22 protein-coding genes are annotated in these 19,359 nt (G+C 39.9%); 13 read left to right on the top strand and 9 right to left on the bottom strand.

Annotated features, from left to right (window positions below; genetic code table 11):
* Positions 1-9: 9 nt before the first annotated feature.
* Complete coding sequence (locus CTN07_RS09775; protein WP_005302575.1) at positions 10-1,197, top strand: peptidoglycan DD-metalloendopeptidase family protein; 1,188 nt, start codon at positions 10-12, stop codon at positions 1,195-1,197.
* Positions 1,198-1,261: 64 nt separating this feature from the next.
* Here the strand turns inward: CTN07_RS09775 and CTN07_RS09780 are convergent, their stop codons facing one another.
* Complete coding sequence (locus CTN07_RS09780) at positions 1,262-1,903, bottom strand: TetR/AcrR family transcriptional regulator (RefSeq protein ID WP_005302573.1); 642 nt, start codon at positions 1,901-1,903, stop codon at positions 1,262-1,264.
* 171 nt (positions 1,904-2,074) lie between these two features.
* Between CTN07_RS09780 and lpxM the strand changes: the two genes are divergently transcribed.
* Genes lpxM through CTN07_RS09820 form a run of 8 tightly spaced genes read left to right on the top strand, consistent with a single transcriptional unit; the run spans position 2,075 to position 9,720 of the window.
* Positions 2,075-3,025 (top strand): lauroyl-Kdo(2)-lipid IV(A) myristoyltransferase, encoded by a 951-nt coding sequence (gene lpxM / locus CTN07_RS09785; RefSeq protein ID WP_005302571.1) that lies wholly within the window; start codon positions 2,075-2,077, stop codon positions 3,023-3,025.
* Between the two features lie 8 nt (positions 3,026-3,033).
* Positions 3,034-4,221, top strand: coding sequence for an O-antigen ligase family protein (locus tag CTN07_RS09790; protein ID WP_005302570.1), 1,188 nt, complete (start codon positions 3,034-3,036; stop codon positions 4,219-4,221).
* Positions 4,218-4,967 carry a glycosyltransferase family 25 protein gene (locus tag CTN07_RS09795; RefSeq protein WP_005302568.1) on the top strand — a complete coding sequence of 250 codons (750 nt, stop codon included), beginning with the start codon at positions 4,218-4,220 and terminating at the stop codon, positions 4,965-4,967. The genes CTN07_RS09790 and CTN07_RS09795 overlap by 4 nt, the downstream gene beginning before the upstream one ends.
* A 2-nt stretch (positions 4,968-4,969) precedes the next feature.
* A complete protein-coding gene (locus CTN07_RS09800) occupies positions 4,970-6,049 on the top strand; it encodes a glycosyltransferase family 4 protein (protein ID WP_005302567.1) in 1,080 nt (359 codons plus the stop codon).
* 20 nt (positions 6,050-6,069) lie between these two features.
* Positions 6,070-6,450 carry an HAD family hydrolase gene (locus CTN07_RS09805; protein WP_036764691.1) on the top strand — a complete coding sequence of 127 codons (381 nt, stop codon included), beginning with the start codon at positions 6,070-6,072 and terminating at the stop codon, positions 6,448-6,450.
* Positions 6,441-8,033, top strand: coding sequence for a hypothetical protein (locus CTN07_RS09810; protein WP_005302565.1), 1,593 nt, complete (start codon positions 6,441-6,443; stop codon positions 8,031-8,033). Before CTN07_RS09805 ends, CTN07_RS09810 begins: the two co-directional genes overlap by 10 nt.
* On the top strand, positions 8,030-8,758 hold the full coding sequence (locus tag CTN07_RS09815; RefSeq protein WP_005302562.1) for a glycosyltransferase family 2 protein: 729 nt from the start codon (positions 8,030-8,032) through the stop codon (positions 8,756-8,758). The genes CTN07_RS09810 and CTN07_RS09815 overlap by 4 nt, the downstream gene beginning before the upstream one ends.
* A gap of 26 nt (positions 8,759-8,784) precedes the next feature.
* The gene (locus CTN07_RS09820; protein WP_158135447.1) at positions 8,785-9,720 is read left to right on the top strand and encodes a WavE lipopolysaccharide synthesis family protein; all 936 of its coding nucleotides are present in this window, start codon (positions 8,785-8,787) and stop codon (positions 9,718-9,720) included.
* Between the two features lie 36 nt (positions 9,721-9,756).
* Here CTN07_RS09820 and CTN07_RS09825 read toward each other — a convergent pair whose 3' ends face one another.
* Together CTN07_RS09825 and CTN07_RS09830 are read right to left on the bottom strand one after the other, a co-directional pair.
* Positions 9,757-10,527, bottom strand: coding sequence for a glycosyltransferase family 2 protein (locus CTN07_RS09825; protein ID WP_005302559.1), 771 nt, complete (start codon positions 10,525-10,527; stop codon positions 9,757-9,759).
* Positions 10,527-11,582, bottom strand: a complete 1,056-nt coding sequence (locus tag CTN07_RS09830; protein ID WP_005302557.1) for a CDP-glycerol--glycerophosphate glycerophosphotransferase — start codon at positions 11,580-11,582, stop codon at positions 10,527-10,529. The genes CTN07_RS09825 and CTN07_RS09830 overlap by 1 nt, the downstream gene beginning before the upstream one ends.
* Positions 11,583-11,745: 163 nt before the next feature.
* Here CTN07_RS09830 and waaA point away from each other — a divergent pair, with 163 nt between their 5' ends.
* Positions 11,746-13,017 carry a lipid IV(A) 3-deoxy-D-manno-octulosonic acid transferase gene (waaA, locus tag CTN07_RS09835; protein WP_005302555.1) on the top strand — a complete coding sequence of 424 codons (1,272 nt, stop codon included), beginning with the start codon at positions 11,746-11,748 and terminating at the stop codon, positions 13,015-13,017.
* Here the strand turns inward: waaA and CTN07_RS09840 are convergent.
* Entirely contained in the window at positions 13,014-13,718 is a 705-nt protein-coding gene (locus CTN07_RS09840) for a 3-deoxy-D-manno-octulosonic acid kinase (RefSeq protein ID WP_005302553.1), read from the bottom strand. The two genes, waaA and CTN07_RS09840, sit on opposite strands and share 4 nt — an antisense overlap.
* 91 nt (positions 13,719-13,809) lie before the next feature.
* Here CTN07_RS09840 and CTN07_RS09845 point away from each other — a divergent pair, with 91 nt between their 5' ends.
* The 3 genes from CTN07_RS09845 (at position 13,810) to CTN07_RS09855 (ending at position 16,173) form a co-directional block, all read left to right on the top strand.
* Entirely contained in the window at positions 13,810-14,841 is a 1,032-nt protein-coding gene (locus CTN07_RS09845) for a glycosyltransferase family 9 protein (RefSeq protein WP_036764690.1), read from the top strand.
* A gap of 19 nt (positions 14,842-14,860) precedes the next feature.
* Entirely contained in the window at positions 14,861-15,349 is a 489-nt protein-coding gene (coaD, locus tag CTN07_RS09850) for a pantetheine-phosphate adenylyltransferase (RefSeq protein ID WP_005302549.1), read from the top strand.
* 92 nt (positions 15,350-15,441) lie between these two features.
* Positions 15,442-16,173 carry an acyltransferase gene (locus CTN07_RS09855; RefSeq protein WP_005302547.1) on the top strand — a complete coding sequence of 244 codons (732 nt, stop codon included), beginning with the start codon at positions 15,442-15,444 and terminating at the stop codon, positions 16,171-16,173.
* A 43-nt stretch (positions 16,174-16,216) separates the two neighbouring features.
* Here CTN07_RS09855 and CTN07_RS09860 read toward each other — a convergent pair whose 3' ends face one another.
* From CTN07_RS09860 to rpmB, 5 genes are all read right to left on the bottom strand, one after another.
* Positions 16,217-17,221 (bottom strand): NAD-dependent epimerase, encoded by a 1,005-nt coding sequence (locus CTN07_RS09860; protein ID WP_005302545.1) that lies wholly within the window; start codon positions 17,219-17,221, stop codon positions 16,217-16,219.
* Positions 17,222-17,356: 135 nt separating this feature from the next.
* The gene (mutM, locus tag CTN07_RS09865; protein ID WP_005302542.1) at positions 17,357-18,166 is read right to left on the bottom strand and encodes a bifunctional DNA-formamidopyrimidine glycosylase/DNA-(apurinic or apyrimidinic site) lyase; all 810 of its coding nucleotides are present in this window, start codon (positions 18,164-18,166) and stop codon (positions 17,357-17,359) included.
* Positions 18,167-18,190: 24 nt separating this feature from the next.
* Positions 18,191-18,670 (bottom strand): hypothetical protein, encoded by a 480-nt coding sequence (locus tag CTN07_RS09870; RefSeq protein WP_036764688.1) that lies wholly within the window; start codon positions 18,668-18,670, stop codon positions 18,191-18,193.
* A 130-nt stretch (positions 18,671-18,800) separates the two neighbouring features.
* Positions 18,801-18,968, bottom strand: a complete 168-nt coding sequence (rpmG, locus tag CTN07_RS09875) for a 50S ribosomal protein L33 (RefSeq protein WP_004728408.1) — start codon at positions 18,966-18,968, stop codon at positions 18,801-18,803.
* A gap of 14 nt (positions 18,969-18,982) precedes the next feature.
* On the bottom strand, positions 18,983-19,219 hold the full coding sequence (gene rpmB, locus CTN07_RS09880; protein WP_005302534.1) for a 50S ribosomal protein L28: 237 nt from the start codon (positions 19,217-19,219) through the stop codon (positions 18,983-18,985).
* Positions 19,220-19,359: the final 140 nt, after the last annotated feature.

Here is a 19,359-nt window from a genome sequence, read left to right on the forward strand (position 1 = left end):
ATGCGAGATATGATTAAACACCTCAACCAAACTATCCGCGCCGGTGCTTTATGCACTGGCGCTTTGCTATGTCTTGCATTTGTAACGCCAAGTTATGCCACTAGCCCAAACCAGCTTGATAGCGTGAAACAGGAAATTGCACGCCAGAAAAGTCAGCTGGCTAAAAAGCAACAAGAGTTTGCTGCCTTGCAAAAGGAACTTCGCCAACATGAGCTAGGTATCGGTAAAACCGCGAAGCAAATACATCAGGCACAAGCACAACTGGAAACCCTAAAGCGCTCTATTGCTCAATTAGAATCGGAGCAAAAGAAGCTAGAAGCCGAACAGAAAAAGCAACAGCAACAGCTAAAAGCTTTACTGGATGCTCAGTACCGACAGGGTAAAAACAGTGAAATCGCCAACTTATTAAGTGGTGAAAACTCATCAACCTTAGATCGAATGACAGCCTATGCTGAAACTTTCAGCTTAGCGCAGACCAAAGCTCTAGAAAATCTAGAAGTCACCAATACCGAGCTACAGATGAAGTTGCATCAGCTTTCAACACAGCGCGAACAACAACGTGCTATGTTAAGCCAACTGCAACAAGAAAAGGCCGAGCTTGATAGTCAACAAAAAGCCCGAGAAAAAACCTTAGCAGGTATTAAAGGTAAAATTCGCACTAGCAACGACTACATCAACGATTTAAAAGCTAACGAGCGGCGAATGTTAGCTGCCATCGCAAAAGCCAAAGCAGAGGCAGAAGCGAGAGCTCGGGCTGAAGCTGCCGCGAAAAAAGCAGCTGAAGCGGCCAAACGCCTACCTATGAATGGCTTAAGTAGTAGTAAAGGTAAATTACCTTGGCCTGTTCGTGGCAGTGTTATTCACAATTATGGTGACCGTCAACAAGGTGAACTACGCTGGAAAGGTATGGTGATTGCTAAGCCTGTAGGTAGCCAAGTGACAGCAATAAGCTCAGGTCGCGTAGTTTTTGCCGACTGGCTACGTGGTTATGGTCTGATGATCGTAATCGAACACGGCAAAGGTGATATGAGTATCTATGGTTATAACCAGACCTTACTTAAGAAAGTAGGTGATCCTGTCTCGGCGGGTGAACCTATTGCACTGGTTGGTGATAGTGGTGGCCAAGATCGATCTGGATTGTATTTCGAGATCCGTCGTAAAGGATCACCCGTTAACCCAAGAAGTTGGCTGAAATAAAGACTAAAAAACCCCGTTACTCTAGCGGGGTTTCTTTTTATTGCAATCAATATTAACCAAGTAGTTACTGATGTTCTTGCTGCTGTGAATTGTAGTATTCGCGTAACTGTTCAACCCGTTCCCGCCCTTTTTCTGTTGCCAGTGGTCGCACAATATTTAGCATTTGAATCACACCATGGTAAATCACCTTTTTAGTAATTTTTGCACCTGGAGCTTGTGTGGTCTGATAGCTAATCCAACTTGAGGCAACAAGCTTTAAGGTATCAGCAAGAGCTTGTAGGTCTTCATCATTGAGATTAACTAATCCCATTTGACGAAAATTTTGCATTAGTCGGGCAATATTATAGTGAAGTTGCTCTTGAGCGGTTAAATACTTAACTTGTAGCACTTCATCTCGACGTAGGATATCGGGTAAGTTGGCATAGAAAAAACGATAACGCCACATTAAAAAAAATACGCCATCGAGGTAGCCTAATAAGCCATCAGAGGATTCATCCATATTCTGCGGCTGAAAGCGCACACTGAGCTCTTGAGCATATTCATCGAAAATACAGTGTATAATCTCTTCTTTATTACGAAAATGATAATAGAGATTACCTGGGCTAATTCCTAAATGGGCGGCGATATGGTTAGTCGTAACATTTGACTCACCTTGCTCATTAAAGAGCTCACGCGAAGCCAAAATAATTCGATCTCGTGTTTTCATTATGACAGACTTCCTTCGCCCATTAATTGATACATAATGGTATCATAGATAACAGCGAATATTTACAATAGTAGCGGTAAGCTAAGGTTCAAGAATCTCATTTTACTATTAAAAGCGCTATAACCTTAGAGCACCGATTTACTCAATACCACTAATACAGATACGGCCTTTATGTTAGATCACTACGATAAACAAGCTTATCACCCACAATTTTCTTGGCACTTTCTTCATCCAAAATATTGGGGAACTTGGCTAGCTGTATTTTTTTCAGCGCTATTTTGTTTACTGCCCCATAATGCACGTCGTGCTTTAGCAACCCTCTTTGCTAAACAAGCCATTAAAATTAAAAAAGGGGCCAATCTTCGAGCAAGAGTAAATTTAGCCCTTTGCTTCCCAGACAAAACAGAGGCTGAACGTGAAGAGATTTTACTGCAGAACCTAATTACTGCGGGCTCTTTCTTGTTGGGCTTTGCAGCATTAAGTATGCGCAACCGCCAATGGTTAGAAGATCATACCGTCATTCGAGGTATGGACAACCTTACTTCACTAACCGAGCAAGGACAGAGTGTTATTTTGCTAGTGCCTCATACATGGGCAATCGATATTCCTGCTGTGTTACTTGCTTCCCGTGGCCTTCCTGTTTCTGCAATGGCAAAAAAACAGAAAAATGAAGTCTCTGACTGGCTCATGCACAAACAACGTGTACAGTACGGTGGTCGAGTTTATGAACGCAGTGGTGGCATTAAGCCATTTATTAAATCGATTCGTGAAGGTTACTTAGGTTACTACCTTCCTGACGAGGATTTAGGCCCAGAACACAGTGTTTTTGTTGATTTTTTTGCAACTAAAAAAGCCACTATGTCCGGCCTTGGTCGTGTCGCAAAACTAAGTCGAGCTAAGATTGTTCCGCTGTTTTCTATGTATAACAGTGAGACGGGGAATTATGAATTAGATTTTTACCCTGCACTGCCATTTCCAACTGACAGTGAAGAACAAGATGCCCGAATGATGAATGAATGTATTGAACAGTACGTAACCGAACGTCCTGAGCAGTACATGTGGATTTTACGCCTCCTAAAAACACGCCCAGAGGGTGAGTGCAATCCTTATCATAAACAGTGATGGACCTAATGAAAGATAGAGTATTTTCGTTTTTTATCTTATTGCCTTTTATTTGGCTCTCAACAGGAATGTTGATCCTAAAAAATGGCGATAAGACTATGGTCGCAATGATTATTATTTCAATTATTGCAACAGTCTGCCGATATGGCTTAACCAGTATTAAACAAAATCTATCGAACAAAATGTTATGGCTTGTCATTGCCATCGCAGCTTACACTCTGTTTTCCTATGCTTATCATGGACTGAGTTCTAGAGAGCTAAGGGCAATTATCGGCTCGTTACTTTTCTTATTGTTTTTACCAACACAGTTAATTACGCAAAACCGTTTAATTGGGTTAGTCGTTTTAGGTTCCATTGTTAGTTCATTATATGCTTGGTATTACGGGATTTATTTGGGGCTAGGTCGTTCATGGCCAATGAACCCTATTCCATACAGCACATTAATTGTCTCTTTTGCAATAATGTCACTGAGTTTTGCACTAGCATCAACCGATAAAAGAGTTAAGGTTATCACTACAGTCTGCTTTAGTTTTAGTTGCCTTGCTCTTATCATTGGTGAAAGCCGCGGCCTATGGTTGGCTCTTGCGTTAACACTTTTCACCTTCGCAATATATAGCATGATACGTTTTTACCAACCTAAATACTGGCTGTATATTATGGGCCTAGTAATACTGATTGGATCTATGGGTATCGTCTTAAAACCTCAACTAGAAGCTAGATGGCAGCAGACTGAACAAGAGTACCAAGCTATTCAAAATGGAAATATGTGTACCTCTATCGGCTTAAGACTACAAATGTGGCAGGCTGCATCTATATTAGTGGAAGATGATCCTATTTTAGGCACTGGAGATGCTCATATCCAAAAATTAGATGAACTCTATCATCAAGGCCGTATCGAAAAATGCTTATATCAATATCAGCCTGCGCACTATCACAACCAGTATCTAGATAGATTTGTAAAAAATGGCGTGATAGGTTTAATCCTACTTTTAGCGCTATTACTTTGCCCAATAACACAAATAAAAAAACTAAATAATACTAAACAATACATATTACTCGGGATTATCACTGTATATATCAGTGCCTCCTTAACGGATGTACCGCTTAATCACGGACAGACTTTATTTATGTATTTCTTTTATATTTTTGGTGCTTGTTGTTACTCTCAAGATGCCCAAAGAGAACTCAATCCATGATCGATATTTTTGTTATCAATATCCCCTCTTCCGTGGAGCGTAAAGAAAATATTACCCAACAGTTGGTAAAATTAAATCTAGATTTTAAGCTGTTTGAAGCGGTAAATGGACATAAAGATTCATCGCCACTGTTTAATCTCTATGATGAAGCGTTAAGCCAACAATACCGTGGGAAATCGCTTAGTAAAGGACAATTAGGATGCTATGCCAGCCACTATTTATTGTGGCAGAAATGTGTCGAGATAAATAAGCCTATCATCATTCTGGAAGATGATGCTCTTATCTATTCAGAACCATTCTTAGATATTGTTGAAAATGCGAGTAAATTAGCAGAACACTTCGAATGTATTCGTCTTTTTGATAATAAGCGCAAAACATTTAGACATGCCAAAGAATACCCATTACCTCATACAGCAGTCCACAAGTTTAGTAAGGGGCACATGAGCGCTACAGGATATTTTTTAACTCCAACAGGAGCAAAAAAATTTCTTGCACACTCTCAAGCTTGGTATCTTGCAGTTGATATCTATATGGATCGATTTTGGATTAATGATGTCAATGTTCACGGCACCGTTCCTGCTTGCTTAAGTAATGACCCTAAATTTGACTCCGATATTGGTTATGGAGCCAAACCTAAACGAGATCTATATTGTCGTTTAAAACGCGAAGTTTTCAATTTGGCGGAGCTTTTTCGCCGCGAATATCATAATGCTTGCTACAGAATTCGAATGAAGAGAAAACCATAACGATGAAAATTTTAATTGCCAGTTCTTACAAACACGCATGGAACAGTGTGCGACCTGAAGCAGAAATGTTTATTGAGATGGTCAAACAAGGTCATGAAGTAACGATTGCGACTCAAGGCGATGCAGACTATGTTGCTCGCTTTCGCGATTGTGGGGTAAAAGTTATTGATTGCTATCCAAGCAAAAAAATCTGCCTCAAAACAATTAAAATGCTGCATCATGAATTAAAAGATGGCAATTATGACATCTGTTATGGTTTTAACTCAAAAACCATTCCAAATCTGGCTTTTGCATCTATTGGTACCAAAGCAAAGTTAGTCACCTATCGCGGTACAACAGGTGGTTTATATCGTCACGACCCAAGCGCTTACCTCACCCACTTACACCCAAAAGTCAAAGGGGTTGTTTGTGTATCAAATGCAGTGCGTGATGATGTGCGCAAACATGTTTGGCACAATAAAGATCAAGTAGTTACAATTTATAAAGGTCATCAACTAGCTTGGTATCAAGTACCTCAAACTGAACGTTCCGAATTTGGTTTAACCGATGACCATATCATCGCAGTATGTGCAGCTCATGTTCGACCAAGTAAAGGTATCTCAGTACTTATTGAAGCCACTCATCATATCAATAACCCTAATTTTCATCTTTTATTAGTTGGCAGTGGTTTTGAGCCTCATTTTGATGAAATAAAACAAAGCCCTATGGCTGAGCGAATTCATCTCGTTGGCCATCGTCAAGATGTACCGTCAATTATGGCAATGGCTGATTTTCAGGTTCAACCATCCATTAGCGGTGAAGGCTTACCACGAACAATCGTGGAGGCTATGGCAAACGGTACAACATCAGTAGTAACAACAACTGGAGGTTCGCCAGAATTGGTTGATGATGGTCAAACTGGATTTGTGGTGCCAACAGGTGATGCAAAAGCGTTTGCTGAAGCGATGAATAAACTGATTCATGATAGATCTAAGATCGAACAATTTAGTATCGCTGCTAAAGAAAAATTAGACCGAGAATTTAATGCTGCAATGACAGTTAAACATCATATTGAATTTTTCGAGCTGCTACTCAAAAAGTAATAATCAAGTAAGGATATAAGATGAAAAAGTTAGTGGTCGACTTAGATGGCACCATCACCTTAGCTAATACCAATGATTACGCAAATGTAGCACCTAATTTAGCAGTCATAAAACAATTACGTCACTATAAAGAGATTGGCTTTACTATTACTATTAGCACAGCAAGAAACATGCGAACTTATCAAGGTAATGTCGGTATGATTAATATTCATACTCTACCAATCATTACTCAATGGCTAGATAAACATCAGGTACCTTATGATGAGATTTTAGTTGGCAAACCATGGTGTGGACATGATGGTTTTTACATTGATGATCGTGCGATTCGTCCATCAGAATTTTCATCTATGACATTAGATGAAATTAATACGCTATTGGAAAAGGAAAAAGCATGTTTCTGATCATGTCAGCGGCTTATATTACTTCAGAGCTAGAATCCGAATTTGGTACCATACCGCCCTCTTTTCTGCCGCTTGGTAATCGTCGCTTATTTCAACACCAAATAAAACTAGCGCCTAAGGGAGCTAACGTTTACCTGAGTATCCCTGAAACCTATCGCGTGAGCGAATATGATACTAACTGGTTAAAAATCAATAATGTAAATCTACTTCGCATCCCTGAAGGTCTATCTTTAGGGGCTTCATTGATGTCTGCATTAGCCTTGTCTGATTTAGCATCAGAAACACCACTACACATATTATTTGGCGATACATTACTAACAGAACTTCCTTCAGGAAATGATCTTGTCACTATTTCACAAGTTGAAAATAGCTATGACTGGGCGATGGTCACACATGATCACTCTTATTGGCTGAATACAGCAGAAGATCGAGAGCAGCTTAATTCAAATAATGTAGTTTGCGGTTATTTTAAATTTAATCAGCCACGACACTTAGTTAAAGCACTCACCATGGCTCATTGGGACTTTATCCAAAGTCTTAATTATTACCATGAAAAGCACCAATTAAACGCAGTTGAAACCCAAGAATGGCTCGATTTTGGTCACCTTAATACCTATTACAGCTCTAAGGCTAAATTCACAACACAACGAGCATTTAACCAGTTAAAAATAAACGACAAATGGATTCAGAAATCCAGTGTTAAAAATAATAAAATTGCAGCTGAAGCAAACTGGTTTGCTACTGTTCCAGCTCCATTGCGGATTTACCTACCTCAGTACTTAGGTTCAAGTGAAGTGGGCAATACACTCTCCTACCGACTAGAATATTTGTACAATACAGCCTTAAATGAGCTTTATGTTTTCTCTGACTTACCCGAATTGGTATGGCAACGAATTTTAACCAGTTGTCTTGAGTTTATTGATGAGTGCAGAATGCACCAAGCAGTAGACGACAGCCATACAAATCAATTACAAGATTTATTTGGCAATAAGACCCACCAAAGGCTCAATGAATACTGTCAGTCCATTCAGGTACAATTGAATACACCATGGACATATAACGGCAACCTTTCCGCCTCTTTTTCAGACTTATTGGCTAAAAGTGAGCAGTACTTACCAACAGAAAATCAACTAGGTACAGTGATGCATGGCGATTTTTGCTTTAGTAATATCTTGTATGATTTTCGCAGTAATAAAGTAAAAACGATTGATCCTCGAGGTATTGATTTACAAGGTAATCTAACCATTTTTGGTGATACACGTTATGATCTAGCCAAACTAAGTCACTCAATATTAGGACTCTATGACTGGATTATTGCTGGTTATTATCAAGTTGATATCGACTATACTAACCATCATATTCAATTTGATATTCAGCCATCTGGCGGCATTGCTGCAATTCAAACATTATTCATTGAAATGATTGCCGAGCGTTATCAACTATCTGCTAATGCTTTATATGCGATGCAAATTCAACTTTTTCTTTCAATGCTGCCTTTGCATGCTGATGATCCTAAGCGCCAACAAGCTCTTATGGCTAATGCATTTCGCCTATATTTACTGATAAAGGATTCAACATCATGATTGTTATTCCAATGGCAGGGTTAAGTTCTCGTTTTTATAAAGCAGGTTATACTCAACCTAAATATATGCTTCAGGCCCACGGGAAAACATTATTTGACCATGCCCTCAATAGTTTTGAGCAATATTTTGCAACAGAGCCATTTTTGTTTATCGTGCGAGATATCGACGGTACGGTAGATTTTGTTAAACAGTCAGTCGAAAAACTGGGAATCCAACAAAGTCATATTTATGTTTTGCAGGAACCCACTCGAGGCCAAGCAGAAACCGTCTATTTAGGCTTAAACTCAGTGCCTGAGTATCAAGGTTCTATCACGATTTTTAATATTGATACTTTTCGTCCTAATTTCCATTACCCAGAAGAACTTAAGCTATGGGATGGATATTTAGAAGTATTTCAAGGTGAAGGTGATAACTGGTCATTTGCAAAAGCAGAATCTCCATTATCAACAAAAGTCATTAAAACAGCGGAAAAAGAACCTATTTCTGACTTATGCAGTACAGGGTTGTATTACTTTTCAGATAGCGCATTTTTTATTGAAAGTTACCAACAATATATACAGCAACCAGTAGAAACATGGGCGAAAGGCGAACTTTATATTGCGCCCTTATACAACTATTTAATTCAGCAAAACAAAAATATTCACTACCATTTGATTCAGCGTGATGATGTTATTTTTTGTGGCGTACCAGATGAATACACAGCATTTTTGGAGACATCCTTTTGAGGCAACAAACATTTGAACAGATCTCCGTGGTCGTACAAGGCCCCGTTCAAAATTACCAAGGGCGAACCCATCATGAAGAAGGGATAACTCAGCGTTGCCTAGAAAGTATTAGAACACATTTACCCGGTGCGAAAATCATCCTATCAACCTGGCCGGATCAAGATTTAACGGGGTTAAGCTATGACCAACTTGTGATTAGCCAAGATCCTGGTGTTAATTTAGTTGATGGTTTGCCGCAATTTCCAAAAAATTATGATCGCCAATTAGTATCAACACAAGCGGGTCTTGCACAAGTAACAACCCCTTATGCAATCAAACTGCGTTCAGATAACTATCTAATTGGTAATGATTTTGTTTCAATTCAACAAACATTTTCAAAATACGAAAGCGATCAGAAACTTTTTAATGAAAAAGTAGTGATTAACTCAAACCTATTTCGTCGAACTTCGCATGGACGAACGGTTTTAATGAGCCCTAGTGATTTCTTTTATTTTGGAACAACAGAGGATCTAAAGAAAATTTGGCAGCTTCCTTTAATTGCAGAACAACCTATAGCTGAAGAAATGATTACAATAATGAAATCAGCTTCCATAACAAGTTGCACTCTTGAAGCTGAACAATTTTATTGTCAAATATGGCTTAAAGCATTAAATCCTAAAACCAAAGTAATGCAGCATCGCTTTGATTACACCCAAAAAGATATTATTGCGTGGGAGCGGTTTCTAGCAAGTAATATTATCATTGCAGATCCTGAAACAATGGGTCTTGGATTACGAAAGATATCCAAACGAAAACTAAAACGAGCAAATGAATTTAGTCATATCGATTGGCTCAAACTTTATAAAAAATATTGCGATCACTCGATCACTATCCCTAAAAATTATCACCAATGGTTACTAGAGATTCGTCGAGCCTTTAAATTACCACTAAGTAACTTATCATCTAGATTTAAACACAGATAAAACAAAGGCATGGGATTAATTCCATGCCTAATTTTTCTAACTTCGGTCGTTTTCTAACAACCATAAACCAACGTATTTATTAAAGTTCACCTGCGCATAGGTCATCGCAACGATAAATCCAACACTGCCATCTAGGAAGCCGCGGCGAATGATATAAATATGGAAAAATGTCCATATCGCACGGAGTAAAGCCAGTACTAAACCGTGAGACTTTTTCCCTTTGCGATGATACTTCTGTGAACCAAGCCATGCATATTGTGCGGCTTTATCAAGACCATGCCCATAATCTCGATGCGTGTAATGCAGCAATAATCCCTTTAATGTTCCGATATCACCTGTGGCAGGAATAACCGTTTCGTGCACTTCATCTAAAGTATATTTTGCCCCTTCGCGCTTAAATAAACGCAATACTGAACGAGCACTACGACCATACTTTAATGTTGTTCCATATAAAGTTACGCCCCAAGGTAGGCGATAAGCCGTTTCTTGGATCGACTGTTGTGATAATAATTGAATCAATGCTTGCTTCATCTCATCATCAAGAGCTTCATCTGCATCAATAGATAAAACCCAATCACAACTTGCCTTATCTAACGCTCGTTGCTTTTGCTTACCAAATCCTGGCCAATCGGTAGTCGTAATGTCATCGGTATAACGGCGGCAAATTTCGACCGTATCATCGGTAGAACCACTATCTAGCACAATAATTTCATCAGCAATATCAGCCACTGAACGTAAACAAACCTCAACACGATCTGCTTCATTTTTGGTGATTAAAATGACTGATAATGTATGTTTTTTTTCCACTATATCCCCCAAAAATGTAATTTTTTACGCATTTTGAATTCACGAATCATATTTAATGGCTTATTTTTTAATCCTACTAGCCCTGATTCTATCATCTCATCAGCAGCGGCTAATACTCGCTCACTTGATTTACCATCATAGTAAGGATGAATCATCTGACAATATTGCTCTATTTCTGCCATTAATTCGGGCGGTCGAGTTAAAGCTTGTGTTAATGCATCTTCAACTAAGTTAGCTTGCTCAATATTGATTAAGTGAGGCTTTGGCGATTGATTTCGAAAAGTCACTACAGGCTTTCGCTGCAATAAAAACATCAATAGAACCGAAGAAGTATCACATAACATAACATCAGCTGCTTGCAACAGAGGAATAACATTATCAGTTTCGACAAAGGTCAAATTAGGGCCTTGTAGTGCCTTATATTGTTCCACAATGGCAGAGTCCATCTTCGGATGAAATTGAATCAGCCAACGCCATTTACCCGACTGAGACAGCCGTTTAATTGTTTCAATAAGATGTGGCGCACACGTCAGATTTCGGGAAAATGTTGAACACATTAAAATCGTAGGTCGCTCATCTTTCTTATCAAGATAAGGATTATCATGGCTCGGTTGAAACAGAGGATCCATCATCGGCCAGCCCGTTTGCTTCACTTTGAAAAAACCATACTCTTTGGCTAATTGTTCAAATCGTAATGTCGTGTTTGGGCCTTGAGTACAGTAGAGATCAAAACATCCTCGAATTTCATAATGATCTTCACGCCCTCGACGATTCATTTTTCCGGCATCAAAGCCATGAAAAACGCCAACTTTAATACCTGGAACAAAGCGAGGAACTACATTTCCAGGAACAAAGACAGCATCAGGTTGCCACGCTTTAACCTCCGCTATCGTATTTAGACGGCGCTCATTGGGAAGAAGGAAATTGGCATCAACCTCTTTTCCCTCTAAGAACCAACATACTTCACCACCTCGATGCAAAATAGCTTCTTGCAATGGTCGCAAAATGGCATAGGAATAGTTTTGAGCGATATACATTAAATATCGTTTGGCCATAGCAGCATTAACCTGATGTTATTAATGGACATTAAGAGAGGTATTCTACCTTAACTCCGTGATTTTTTTGTTAGCGCAATAGGGATTCTGTACCAATACCATCATATTGCAGATTAAGTTCGTTATAATAACGCCTAACGACATGAAAAATGATGATAACTTTATGCTATTTCGCCTGCTATATTCCCTATTATTAGCTTGTGCTGCACCTTTTTTATTGTACTCGCTGTATAAAAAGAAGCCTGGAAAACCACAAATTGGATCTCGCTGGCGTGAACATTTTGGTATTACACCTAAGATAAACGCAACCGCCCCTATCTGGCTTCACACCGTATCTGTCGGTGAATCGATTGCCGCTATTCCTGTTATAAAAGCACTTAAGCAGGCCTATCCTAATAAGACGATTATTGTTACCACAACCACAACGACAGGTGCTGAGCAAATCGCAAAATTAGGTAATTTGGTGGAGCACCGCTATATGCCGATTGATTTTTCCTGTTGTGTACAGCGCTTTATCAACACTATTGAGCCTTGTGCCTTGCTTATCATGGAAACTGAGCTGTGGCCCAATACGTTAGCAACGGTTGCTACAGCTAATATTCCAATTACTGTTATTAACGCACGTTTATCAGAGCGTTCAGCACAACGATATCAACAATTCTCTTGGTTATTTGCCCACATTGGCCCTTACTTAAATCACGTATTATGTCTTCATCAAGATGATGCCAACCGCTTTATTCAATTGGGTATAGACCGAGATAAAGTTGCTGTCACAGGTTCAGTAAAGTTTGATATAGAAATTAACTCTCAGGTTCGACAACAAGCTCAACAATTACGCCAACTACTGGGGATGGAACGACCAATCTGGATTGCCGCAAGTACTCATAAAGGCGAAGATGAGCAACTTCTGGCCGCCTTTAAAACCATAAAACAAAACATCCCTAATGCCTTACTGATTTTAGTCCCTCGTCATCCAGAACGTTTTGATTCTGTTTTCACACTATGTCAGCAATACGGTTTTGTCACCCAAAGAAGAACGCAAGATCATAATGGCTTGCTAAATAGTGATGTGTATCTTGGTGATACTATGGGTGAAATGTTGACGCTTATGGGTGCCGCTGATGTGGTCTTTATGGCTGGCAGTCTCATTGGGGATGCAGTCGGTGGACATAATATGCTGGAGCCAGCAGCCCTTGCTAAACCTATTTTGACAGGGCCAAGTTTTTATAACTTTACAGATATTTCAGAGCAATTAGAACACGCTAATGGATTGATCATCTGTCAAAATAGTGAAGAGATCAGTCATAATATATGTCAGCTGTTAAGCCAAAAAGATCTTCAACAGCAGATGGGGCAAGCAGCCTTACATGTTGTAAAATCAAACCAAGGTGCCGTTGCAAACACCGTTGCAGCTATTGCTCCTTATTGCCATTAACCATGATAACCTTGCAATAACCACTGCCAGTTATCCTCGTTAAATAAGATCCCTCGCTTGCCTTGCTCTTTAATAAAAGAACGATGCAAGCGAGCCAGATTTTTTTCCTGCCAGTTCGCACCTTCTAGGCGATAACATTTATCAAAATCAATAATCCATACGGTCTTATGATCGTCGAGTAAAATATTATGGCAGTTAAGATCTGTATGGCACACGCCAGCATCGTGCATTCGCTTAATCATGGCGCCGACATCAAACCAAACCTGCTGAGATAGTGTTTCTTGGCCAAGAATTCCAACCAAGTCTCGACTATTTGCGATCTTTTCAACCAATATATCCGCTTGATAACGAAACCACCCCAAGCGAACAGCTCGAGCAGCTACTGGTTTAGGTACATTCACTTGATGTGCAATCAGATGGTTCAATAACGAAAATTCTGCCACACTACGAGTCTTATCCCAGCATGAAAACAGATAACTGTCTGCCACTAATTTCCCAAACAAACCACCACGACGATAATGGCGCAGTGCCATAGCCAATTTTTCACCTTGGACAAACCATGTTGTACCGCGACCTTGTGCACTGCCAATGATCTTATTCTGTTGTTGCCAAAACTCTGATGAAAATGCCATTTCTGGGGTTTCAGTTAATAATTCAGGGTTGTAACAGATATATTGCTGTTTCGTTTGTATGATTTGCACAAGTTATCTCCATCAATGGCAATCAGAGTATTTTACAATCAGTTCATCGAACTGCATAATTTGTGTTAATTCATCTGTTGAGAACCGATTTATGGCGTTATTTTCTGCCCAACCACAGTCTATTTGTATCTTAAGACTTTCAGCTATTGGCGATGTTTGTCATGCCATTTCCGTGGTACAAGCAATTCAAAAGCACTGGCCAAAGACAAAAATCACTTGGGTGTGCGGTAAAATTGAAGCCCAATTAATTGGTGATTTACCTAATATCCGTGTTGTCATTTTTGATAAAAAAGCGGGTTATAAAGGCATGAAATCAGTTTGGCAGCAACTAAAGTCGGAACGTTTTGACGCCTTACTTGATATGCAAGTGGCATTGCGTGCCAGCGCGCTATCTTTAGGCATTAAAGCAAAATATCGTATTGGTTTTAGTAAAAATAGAACAAAAGAAGGTCAATGGTGGTTTACCAATCGCCATCTACCAGATACACAAAGCTTTCATGTTCTAGATAATTTTGCCGATTTTGCTCGCTATCTTGGCGTACCATTTACAACACCAAGCTGGCATATACCGCAAAGCAAAGATGATATTCAATTTGCTCAAGCACATATACAACAACCAACACTGATCATATCACCTGCAGCAAGTAAAGATGAACGTAACTGGTTAACAGAGCGTTATGCTGCGATTGCCGATTATGCACAAGAGAAACAGCTACAGGTGATTTTATGTGGCTCTCCTGCAGCAAGAGAGGTGAAATTAGGCGAAGATATCTGTGCTTTATGCAATCACAAGCCTCTGAACCTCATTGGTAAAACAAGCTTAAAACAACTCACAGCTTTATTGGGGCAAGCGACTGTTGTTATTGCGCCAGATACTGGACCTGCTCATTTAGCAACAACTCAACTTACCCCGGTTATTGGCCTGTATGCACACAGTAACCCTCAGCGAACCGGCCCTTATAATAGCTTAGATACCGTTGTTAGTGTGTACGATCAATTTGCTCAGCAGCAATACGGAAAATCGGTAGCAGAACTGCCTTGGGGAACTCGCGTTAAGGGGGATAACCTCATGCAAGCGATCACAGTTGATGCTGTTATTGAACAACTTAATAAATTTATTTAGACATTATTTGGAAAATCACATGACCACACGCGTAATTTATCCAGGCACTTTTGATCCCATCACCAATGGTCATCTTGATCTAATTGAGCGAGCAGCAGCGATGTTCGATACGGTCATTGTCGGTGTGGCATATAATCCAACCAAAAAACCACTTTTCGATTTAGACGAACGTGTTGCACTGGCTCAGTCTGTAACTCAACATCTTCCTAATGTAGAAATTGTTGGTTTTTCAGGATTACTAGTCAATTTTGCCAAAGAACACAATGCCAATGTTTTAGTACGAGGTTTACGCGCAGTATCGGATTTTGAATACGAATTTCAATTAGCCAATATGAACCGCCGCTTGATGCCAGAGCTAGAAACCGTCTTCTTGACCCCAGCTGAAGAGAACTCATTTATATCTTCGACCATAGTTAAAGAAGTCGCGCTTCATAAGGGTGATGTGAGCCAATTTGTTCCCCAAGAAGTTAGCATACAACTATACAAAAAATTAGCATTCAAACACTAGAAATATTGAGGAATAAGAAGTAGGAACACAAGCTTCTTATTCCTAATACTGATATTATCACCATAAATTATCAGCATTAGTTAACAGTAGAGATGAAAACCCATCTTTTTTCCAATAAAAACCCCATCGCATTCATTCAGCGCATTCAATCTCATTTAGCCTGCTTTATAAAAAAATCCGTAATTTATATCAGTAAACTGCATACAAATCAGGTTGAAATTACAGCCCCTAAAAAATCGCTGATTAAAATACGATTTAAAAAATCACAACAAAACCGCGTCATAATTGATGAAAATTTTCAGGGCCACCTCACCCTTAATTTTAGTGGTAATAATAACCACGTATATATAGGTAAAAATGTTTCGTTAGATCATAGCTCTATCAACATTACCCAAAATAACAGCCGGCTAATTATTGAAGATAACGTGACTATTGGCCGCGAAAATAAAATCAGTCTAAATGATGTTGCAGCCTCACCTATGATCAAAATCGGTCGTGATTGCATGCTATCTTCTAATGTCAGTTTACGAACTTTTGATTCGCACCCGCTCTACGATTTAAACGATCAACTGCTTAACAGTGGTAAAGGAGATCTTGTTCTACAGCCCCATTGCTGGATAGGGCAAGATACTAAGATTCTAAAAGGAGTGACAATCGGGAAAGGCTCCGTGATTGGAACTGGCAGTATTGTTACAAAATCGCTCCCTAGCCATACTATTGCTGCGGGAATTCCAGCCAAAATTATCAAGCAGGGTGAATTTTACTGGGCAAGAGAACATAGTCCATTATCCCAACAACAAGGCAAGACATTATCATTTGAATAAAAAAAGGAGGCTCATCAGGCCTCCTTCTTATTTAAGCGAATCATTACTTCTGATAGTAAGCTCGATACCAATCCACAAAGGCTTTTACACCCTCTTTTACTTTCACTTCAGGTTTGTAGCCTGTTGCGTTAAATAAATCTTCTGTATCAGCATAAGTCATGTAAACATCACCCGGCTGCATATCCATAAAGTTTTTCTTCGCTTCGATGCCTAGCGCCTCTTCAAGCGCTTCGATGTAATCCATCAGTTTTACAGGACTACCATGGCCAATGTTATACACTCGATAAGGTGCTGAACTGGTCGCTGGAGAGCCTGTCTCTACTGTCCAATCTGGATTTGGTTCAGGAATCACATCTTGAATACGCATAACCCCTTCGACAATATCATCGATATAGGTAAAGTCTCGACGCATATCTCCGTGGTTATACACATCAATTTCTTTCCCTTCCATAATGGCATTAGTGAACTTAAATAGCGCCATATCGGGACGGCCCCATGGACCATATACGGTAAAGAAGCGTAGACCCGTCGTTGGAACACCGTAAAGATGAGAATAGGTATGCGCCATTAATTCATTGGATTTTTTGGTCGCAGCATAAAGCGAAATTGGGTGATCAACACTGTCTGAGGTATTAAAAGGCGTCTTGTGATTTAAGCCATATACCGAACTAGAAGAGGCATAAACCAAATGTTTAACCTTGTGATGGCGACAACCTTCTAGAATCGTTAGATGCCCCACCAAGTTACTATCGGCGTAAGCCAGAGGATTATCAATAGAATAACGAACTCCTGCTTGCGCCGCCAAATGGATCACTTTATCAAATTGCTGATCTGCAAATAACTGAGCCACGCCTTCACGATCCGCAAGATCCAATTCAATGAAAGTAAACAATGGATTAGCGGCACGCTGCAGACGCGCTTGTTTTAAAGACACATCGTAATAGTCATTAAGGTTATCAACACCAACAACCTGATGGCCTAAAGCACATAAACGCTCAGTTACTGCACTTCCAATAAAGCCCGCAGCACCGGTCACTAAATATTTCATTGCTTACTTCCTTACGAGATCATTGCTGAAATGATCAACCAATTATCAATACTGATTTGATCATAGCACTATCACCTGTTAAGAGATATCTTTAGGTAAACCACTTACCATCAATATTACTGAACCTATAGTTTGTTATTGCTGACACTGTGGGCAATAAACCGTTGCCCTCTGGCCTATTTTCACCTCGGCAAGCTCAGTACCGCACTTAGGGCACGGCAGGCCACCTTTGCCATACACTTGTAGTTCTTGAGCAAAATAGCCAGGTTTACCATCAGCATTTTTAAAATCTTTTAGCGTTGTACCACCTTGTTGAATGGCAAAAGCTAATACGGCTTTAATTTCATCCACCAGCACAGTCAATGCTTGAGGAGTTACCTCTCCAGCCGCTTTTTGAGGATGGATACCCGCCGAAAACAGTGACTCATTGGCATAGATATTACCAACACCCACCACAATGTGATTGTCCATAATAAATTGCTTTATCGCGGTGCGCTTACCCTTCGCTTTTTGCTGTAAATAATCAGCAGTGAATGCATCGGTTAACGGCTCAGGACCTAATTTCGCTAAGACATGATGTTTTGTATCAACAGGTTGCCATAACCAAGCACCAAAACGACGTGGATCGTTATAACGTAGGATTTCCCCGCTCGATAGTACCAAATCAACATGATCGTGCTTTTCAGGAGCCGTTCCAGCAGGTAAAACACGCAAACTCCCCGACATTCCCAAATGCACAATGGCACTACCAACAGGCGTATCTAACAACAAATATTTCGCTCGACGGCGTACTTTAGTAATCGGCTGTTGCTTTATTTGATTAATATCATCTGGAATTGGCCAACGTAAGCGTCCATTACGAATAACAATATCCGTTACTGTTTGATGTAAAACATGTGGGGTAATTCCTAAACGGGTTACCTCAACCTCAGGTAATTCAGGCATGAAATGACTTCCTTTTTTATTCTTTTAAGGAAATAAATACCCGTTATCGACACTAATTGCTAGCCATTTACCTTGTGGATTTTGCATTAACCAAAACTTAGGTAGTTGATAAACCGTAATGCGTGCTGGTTCATTATGACCAACTAAACCTATTTCAACCGTTTGTGGGTCTGTTAGAAGCGGCTTAAGTTTTGCCAACATCTCAGGCAGAACTTCGGTACCTTGTAATGATTGCCAGTGGTTAACGAACGTCTCAGGAGCTTGTGGTGAGCTCGGCCTGATACGCCAACCATGGGGTAATAAATCAATATCATGCTGGCGAAAACGCAATTGATTAATATGAGCGTTGGCAGGTAATAGTGAAATGATATGAGCTTGGGGAGCTTGAGGCGTACTTGTTTTGGCTAAGTGAGCCTTAATTAACTCAGGAAGTTGAATAATCGCAATAAAACTGATGACGCCGATAATCATGACATTATTCCAGCCTCGACGAGTGAGTTTCATAACGTTTCCTTACCTAATAACATTAAATAGGCGAAATAGCCTTCAAGGTGATTGGGTATAGCATAGATTTTAGATATAAAAAAACCCAGTTACTAATAACCGGGTTTTTATCAAAAAAGCAGAGAACCAATTACTTGATTTTAGCTTCTTTGTACACAACGTGCTGGCGAACTACTGGATCAAATTTCTTGATCTCAAATTTGCCTGGCATGTTACGCTTGTTTTTGTCAGTTGTGTAGAAGTGACCTGTGCCAGCAGATGATACTAGACGGATCTTCTCACGAATGCCTTTAGCCATTGCTTAGATTCCTCTTAAACGTTCTCGCCGCGAGCACGCATATCTACAAGAACAGCATCGATGCCTTTCTTGTCAATGATACGCATGCCTTTCGCAGAAAGGCGTAGTTTAACGAAGCGTTTTTCGCTTTCTACCCAGAAACGATGAGTTTGCAGGTTCGGCAGAAAACGACGCTTGGTGGCATTACGTGCGTGTGAACGGTTGTTACCCGTTACAGGACGCTTACCAGTTACTTGGCATACTCGGGACATTACTGTCTTCTCCAAATCGTTTCAGCTCGATATCAACCGTGGTCAAATATAAGTGTGAAAAAATGCTTTCACGAATAACCACAGCTATCAAAGGTCGCGCATTATACTAAGTCTAAACCTGTTGCTCAAGTCCCGAGCAG

The organism is Photobacterium damselae, assembly GCF_003026815.1.
GTDB lineage: Bacteria > Pseudomonadota > Gammaproteobacteria > Enterobacterales > Vibrionaceae > Photobacterium > Photobacterium damselae.

Excerpts from the sequence above, each read along its gene's own strand:
- waaA (WP_005302555.1), top strand. The coding sequence starts at position 11,746 with ATGCTATTTCGCCTGCTATATTCCCTATTATTAGCTTGTGCTGCACCT.
- CTN07_RS09790 (WP_005302570.1), top strand. The coding sequence starts at position 3,034 with ATGAAAGATAGAGTATTTTCGTTTTTTATCTTATTGCCTTTTATTTGG.
- mutM (WP_005302542.1), bottom strand. The coding sequence starts at position 18,166 with ATGCCTGAATTACCTGAGGTTGAGGTAACCCGTTTAGGAATTACCCCA.
- rpmB (WP_005302534.1), bottom strand. The coding sequence starts at position 19,219 with ATGTCCCGAGTATGCCAAGTAACTGGTAAGCGTCCTGTAACGGGTAAC.
- CTN07_RS09775 (WP_005302575.1), top strand. The coding sequence starts at position 10 with ATGATTAAACACCTCAACCAAACTATCCGCGCCGGTGCTTTATGCACT.
- CTN07_RS09815 (WP_005302562.1), top strand. The coding sequence starts at position 8,030 with ATGATTGTTATTCCAATGGCAGGGTTAAGTTCTCGTTTTTATAAAGCA.
- CTN07_RS09855 (WP_005302547.1), top strand. The coding sequence starts at position 15,442 with ATGAAAACCCATCTTTTTTCCAATAAAAACCCCATCGCATTCATTCAG.
- CTN07_RS09795 (WP_005302568.1), top strand. The coding sequence starts at position 4,218 with ATGATCGATATTTTTGTTATCAATATCCCCTCTTCCGTGGAGCGTAAA.
- CTN07_RS09830 (WP_005302557.1), bottom strand. The coding sequence starts at position 11,582 with ATGGCCAAACGATATTTAATGTATATCGCTCAAAACTATTCCTATGCC.
- CTN07_RS09845 (WP_036764690.1), top strand. The coding sequence starts at position 13,810 with ATGGCGTTATTTTCTGCCCAACCACAGTCTATTTGTATCTTAAGACTT.
- lpxM (WP_005302571.1), top strand. The coding sequence starts at position 2,075 with ATGTTAGATCACTACGATAAACAAGCTTATCACCCACAATTTTCTTGG.
- CTN07_RS09780 (WP_005302573.1), bottom strand. The coding sequence starts at position 1,903 with ATGAAAACACGAGATCGAATTATTTTGGCTTCGCGTGAGCTCTTTAAT.
- CTN07_RS09800 (WP_005302567.1), top strand. The coding sequence starts at position 4,970 with ATGAAAATTTTAATTGCCAGTTCTTACAAACACGCATGGAACAGTGTG.
- rpmG (WP_004728408.1), bottom strand. The coding sequence starts at position 18,968 with ATGGCTAAAGGCATTCGTGAGAAGATCCGTCTAGTATCATCTGCTGGC.
- CTN07_RS09860 (WP_005302545.1), bottom strand. The coding sequence starts at position 17,221 with ATGAAATATTTAGTGACCGGTGCTGCGGGCTTTATTGGAAGTGCAGTA.
- CTN07_RS09870 (WP_036764688.1), bottom strand. The coding sequence starts at position 18,670 with ATGAAACTCACTCGTCGAGGCTGGAATAATGTCATGATTATCGGCGTC.
- CTN07_RS09810 (WP_005302565.1), top strand. The coding sequence starts at position 6,441 with ATGTTTCTGATCATGTCAGCGGCTTATATTACTTCAGAGCTAGAATCC.
- coaD (WP_005302549.1), top strand. The coding sequence starts at position 14,861 with ATGACCACACGCGTAATTTATCCAGGCACTTTTGATCCCATCACCAAT.
- CTN07_RS09805 (WP_036764691.1), top strand. The coding sequence starts at position 6,070 with ATGAAAAAGTTAGTGGTCGACTTAGATGGCACCATCACCTTAGCTAAT.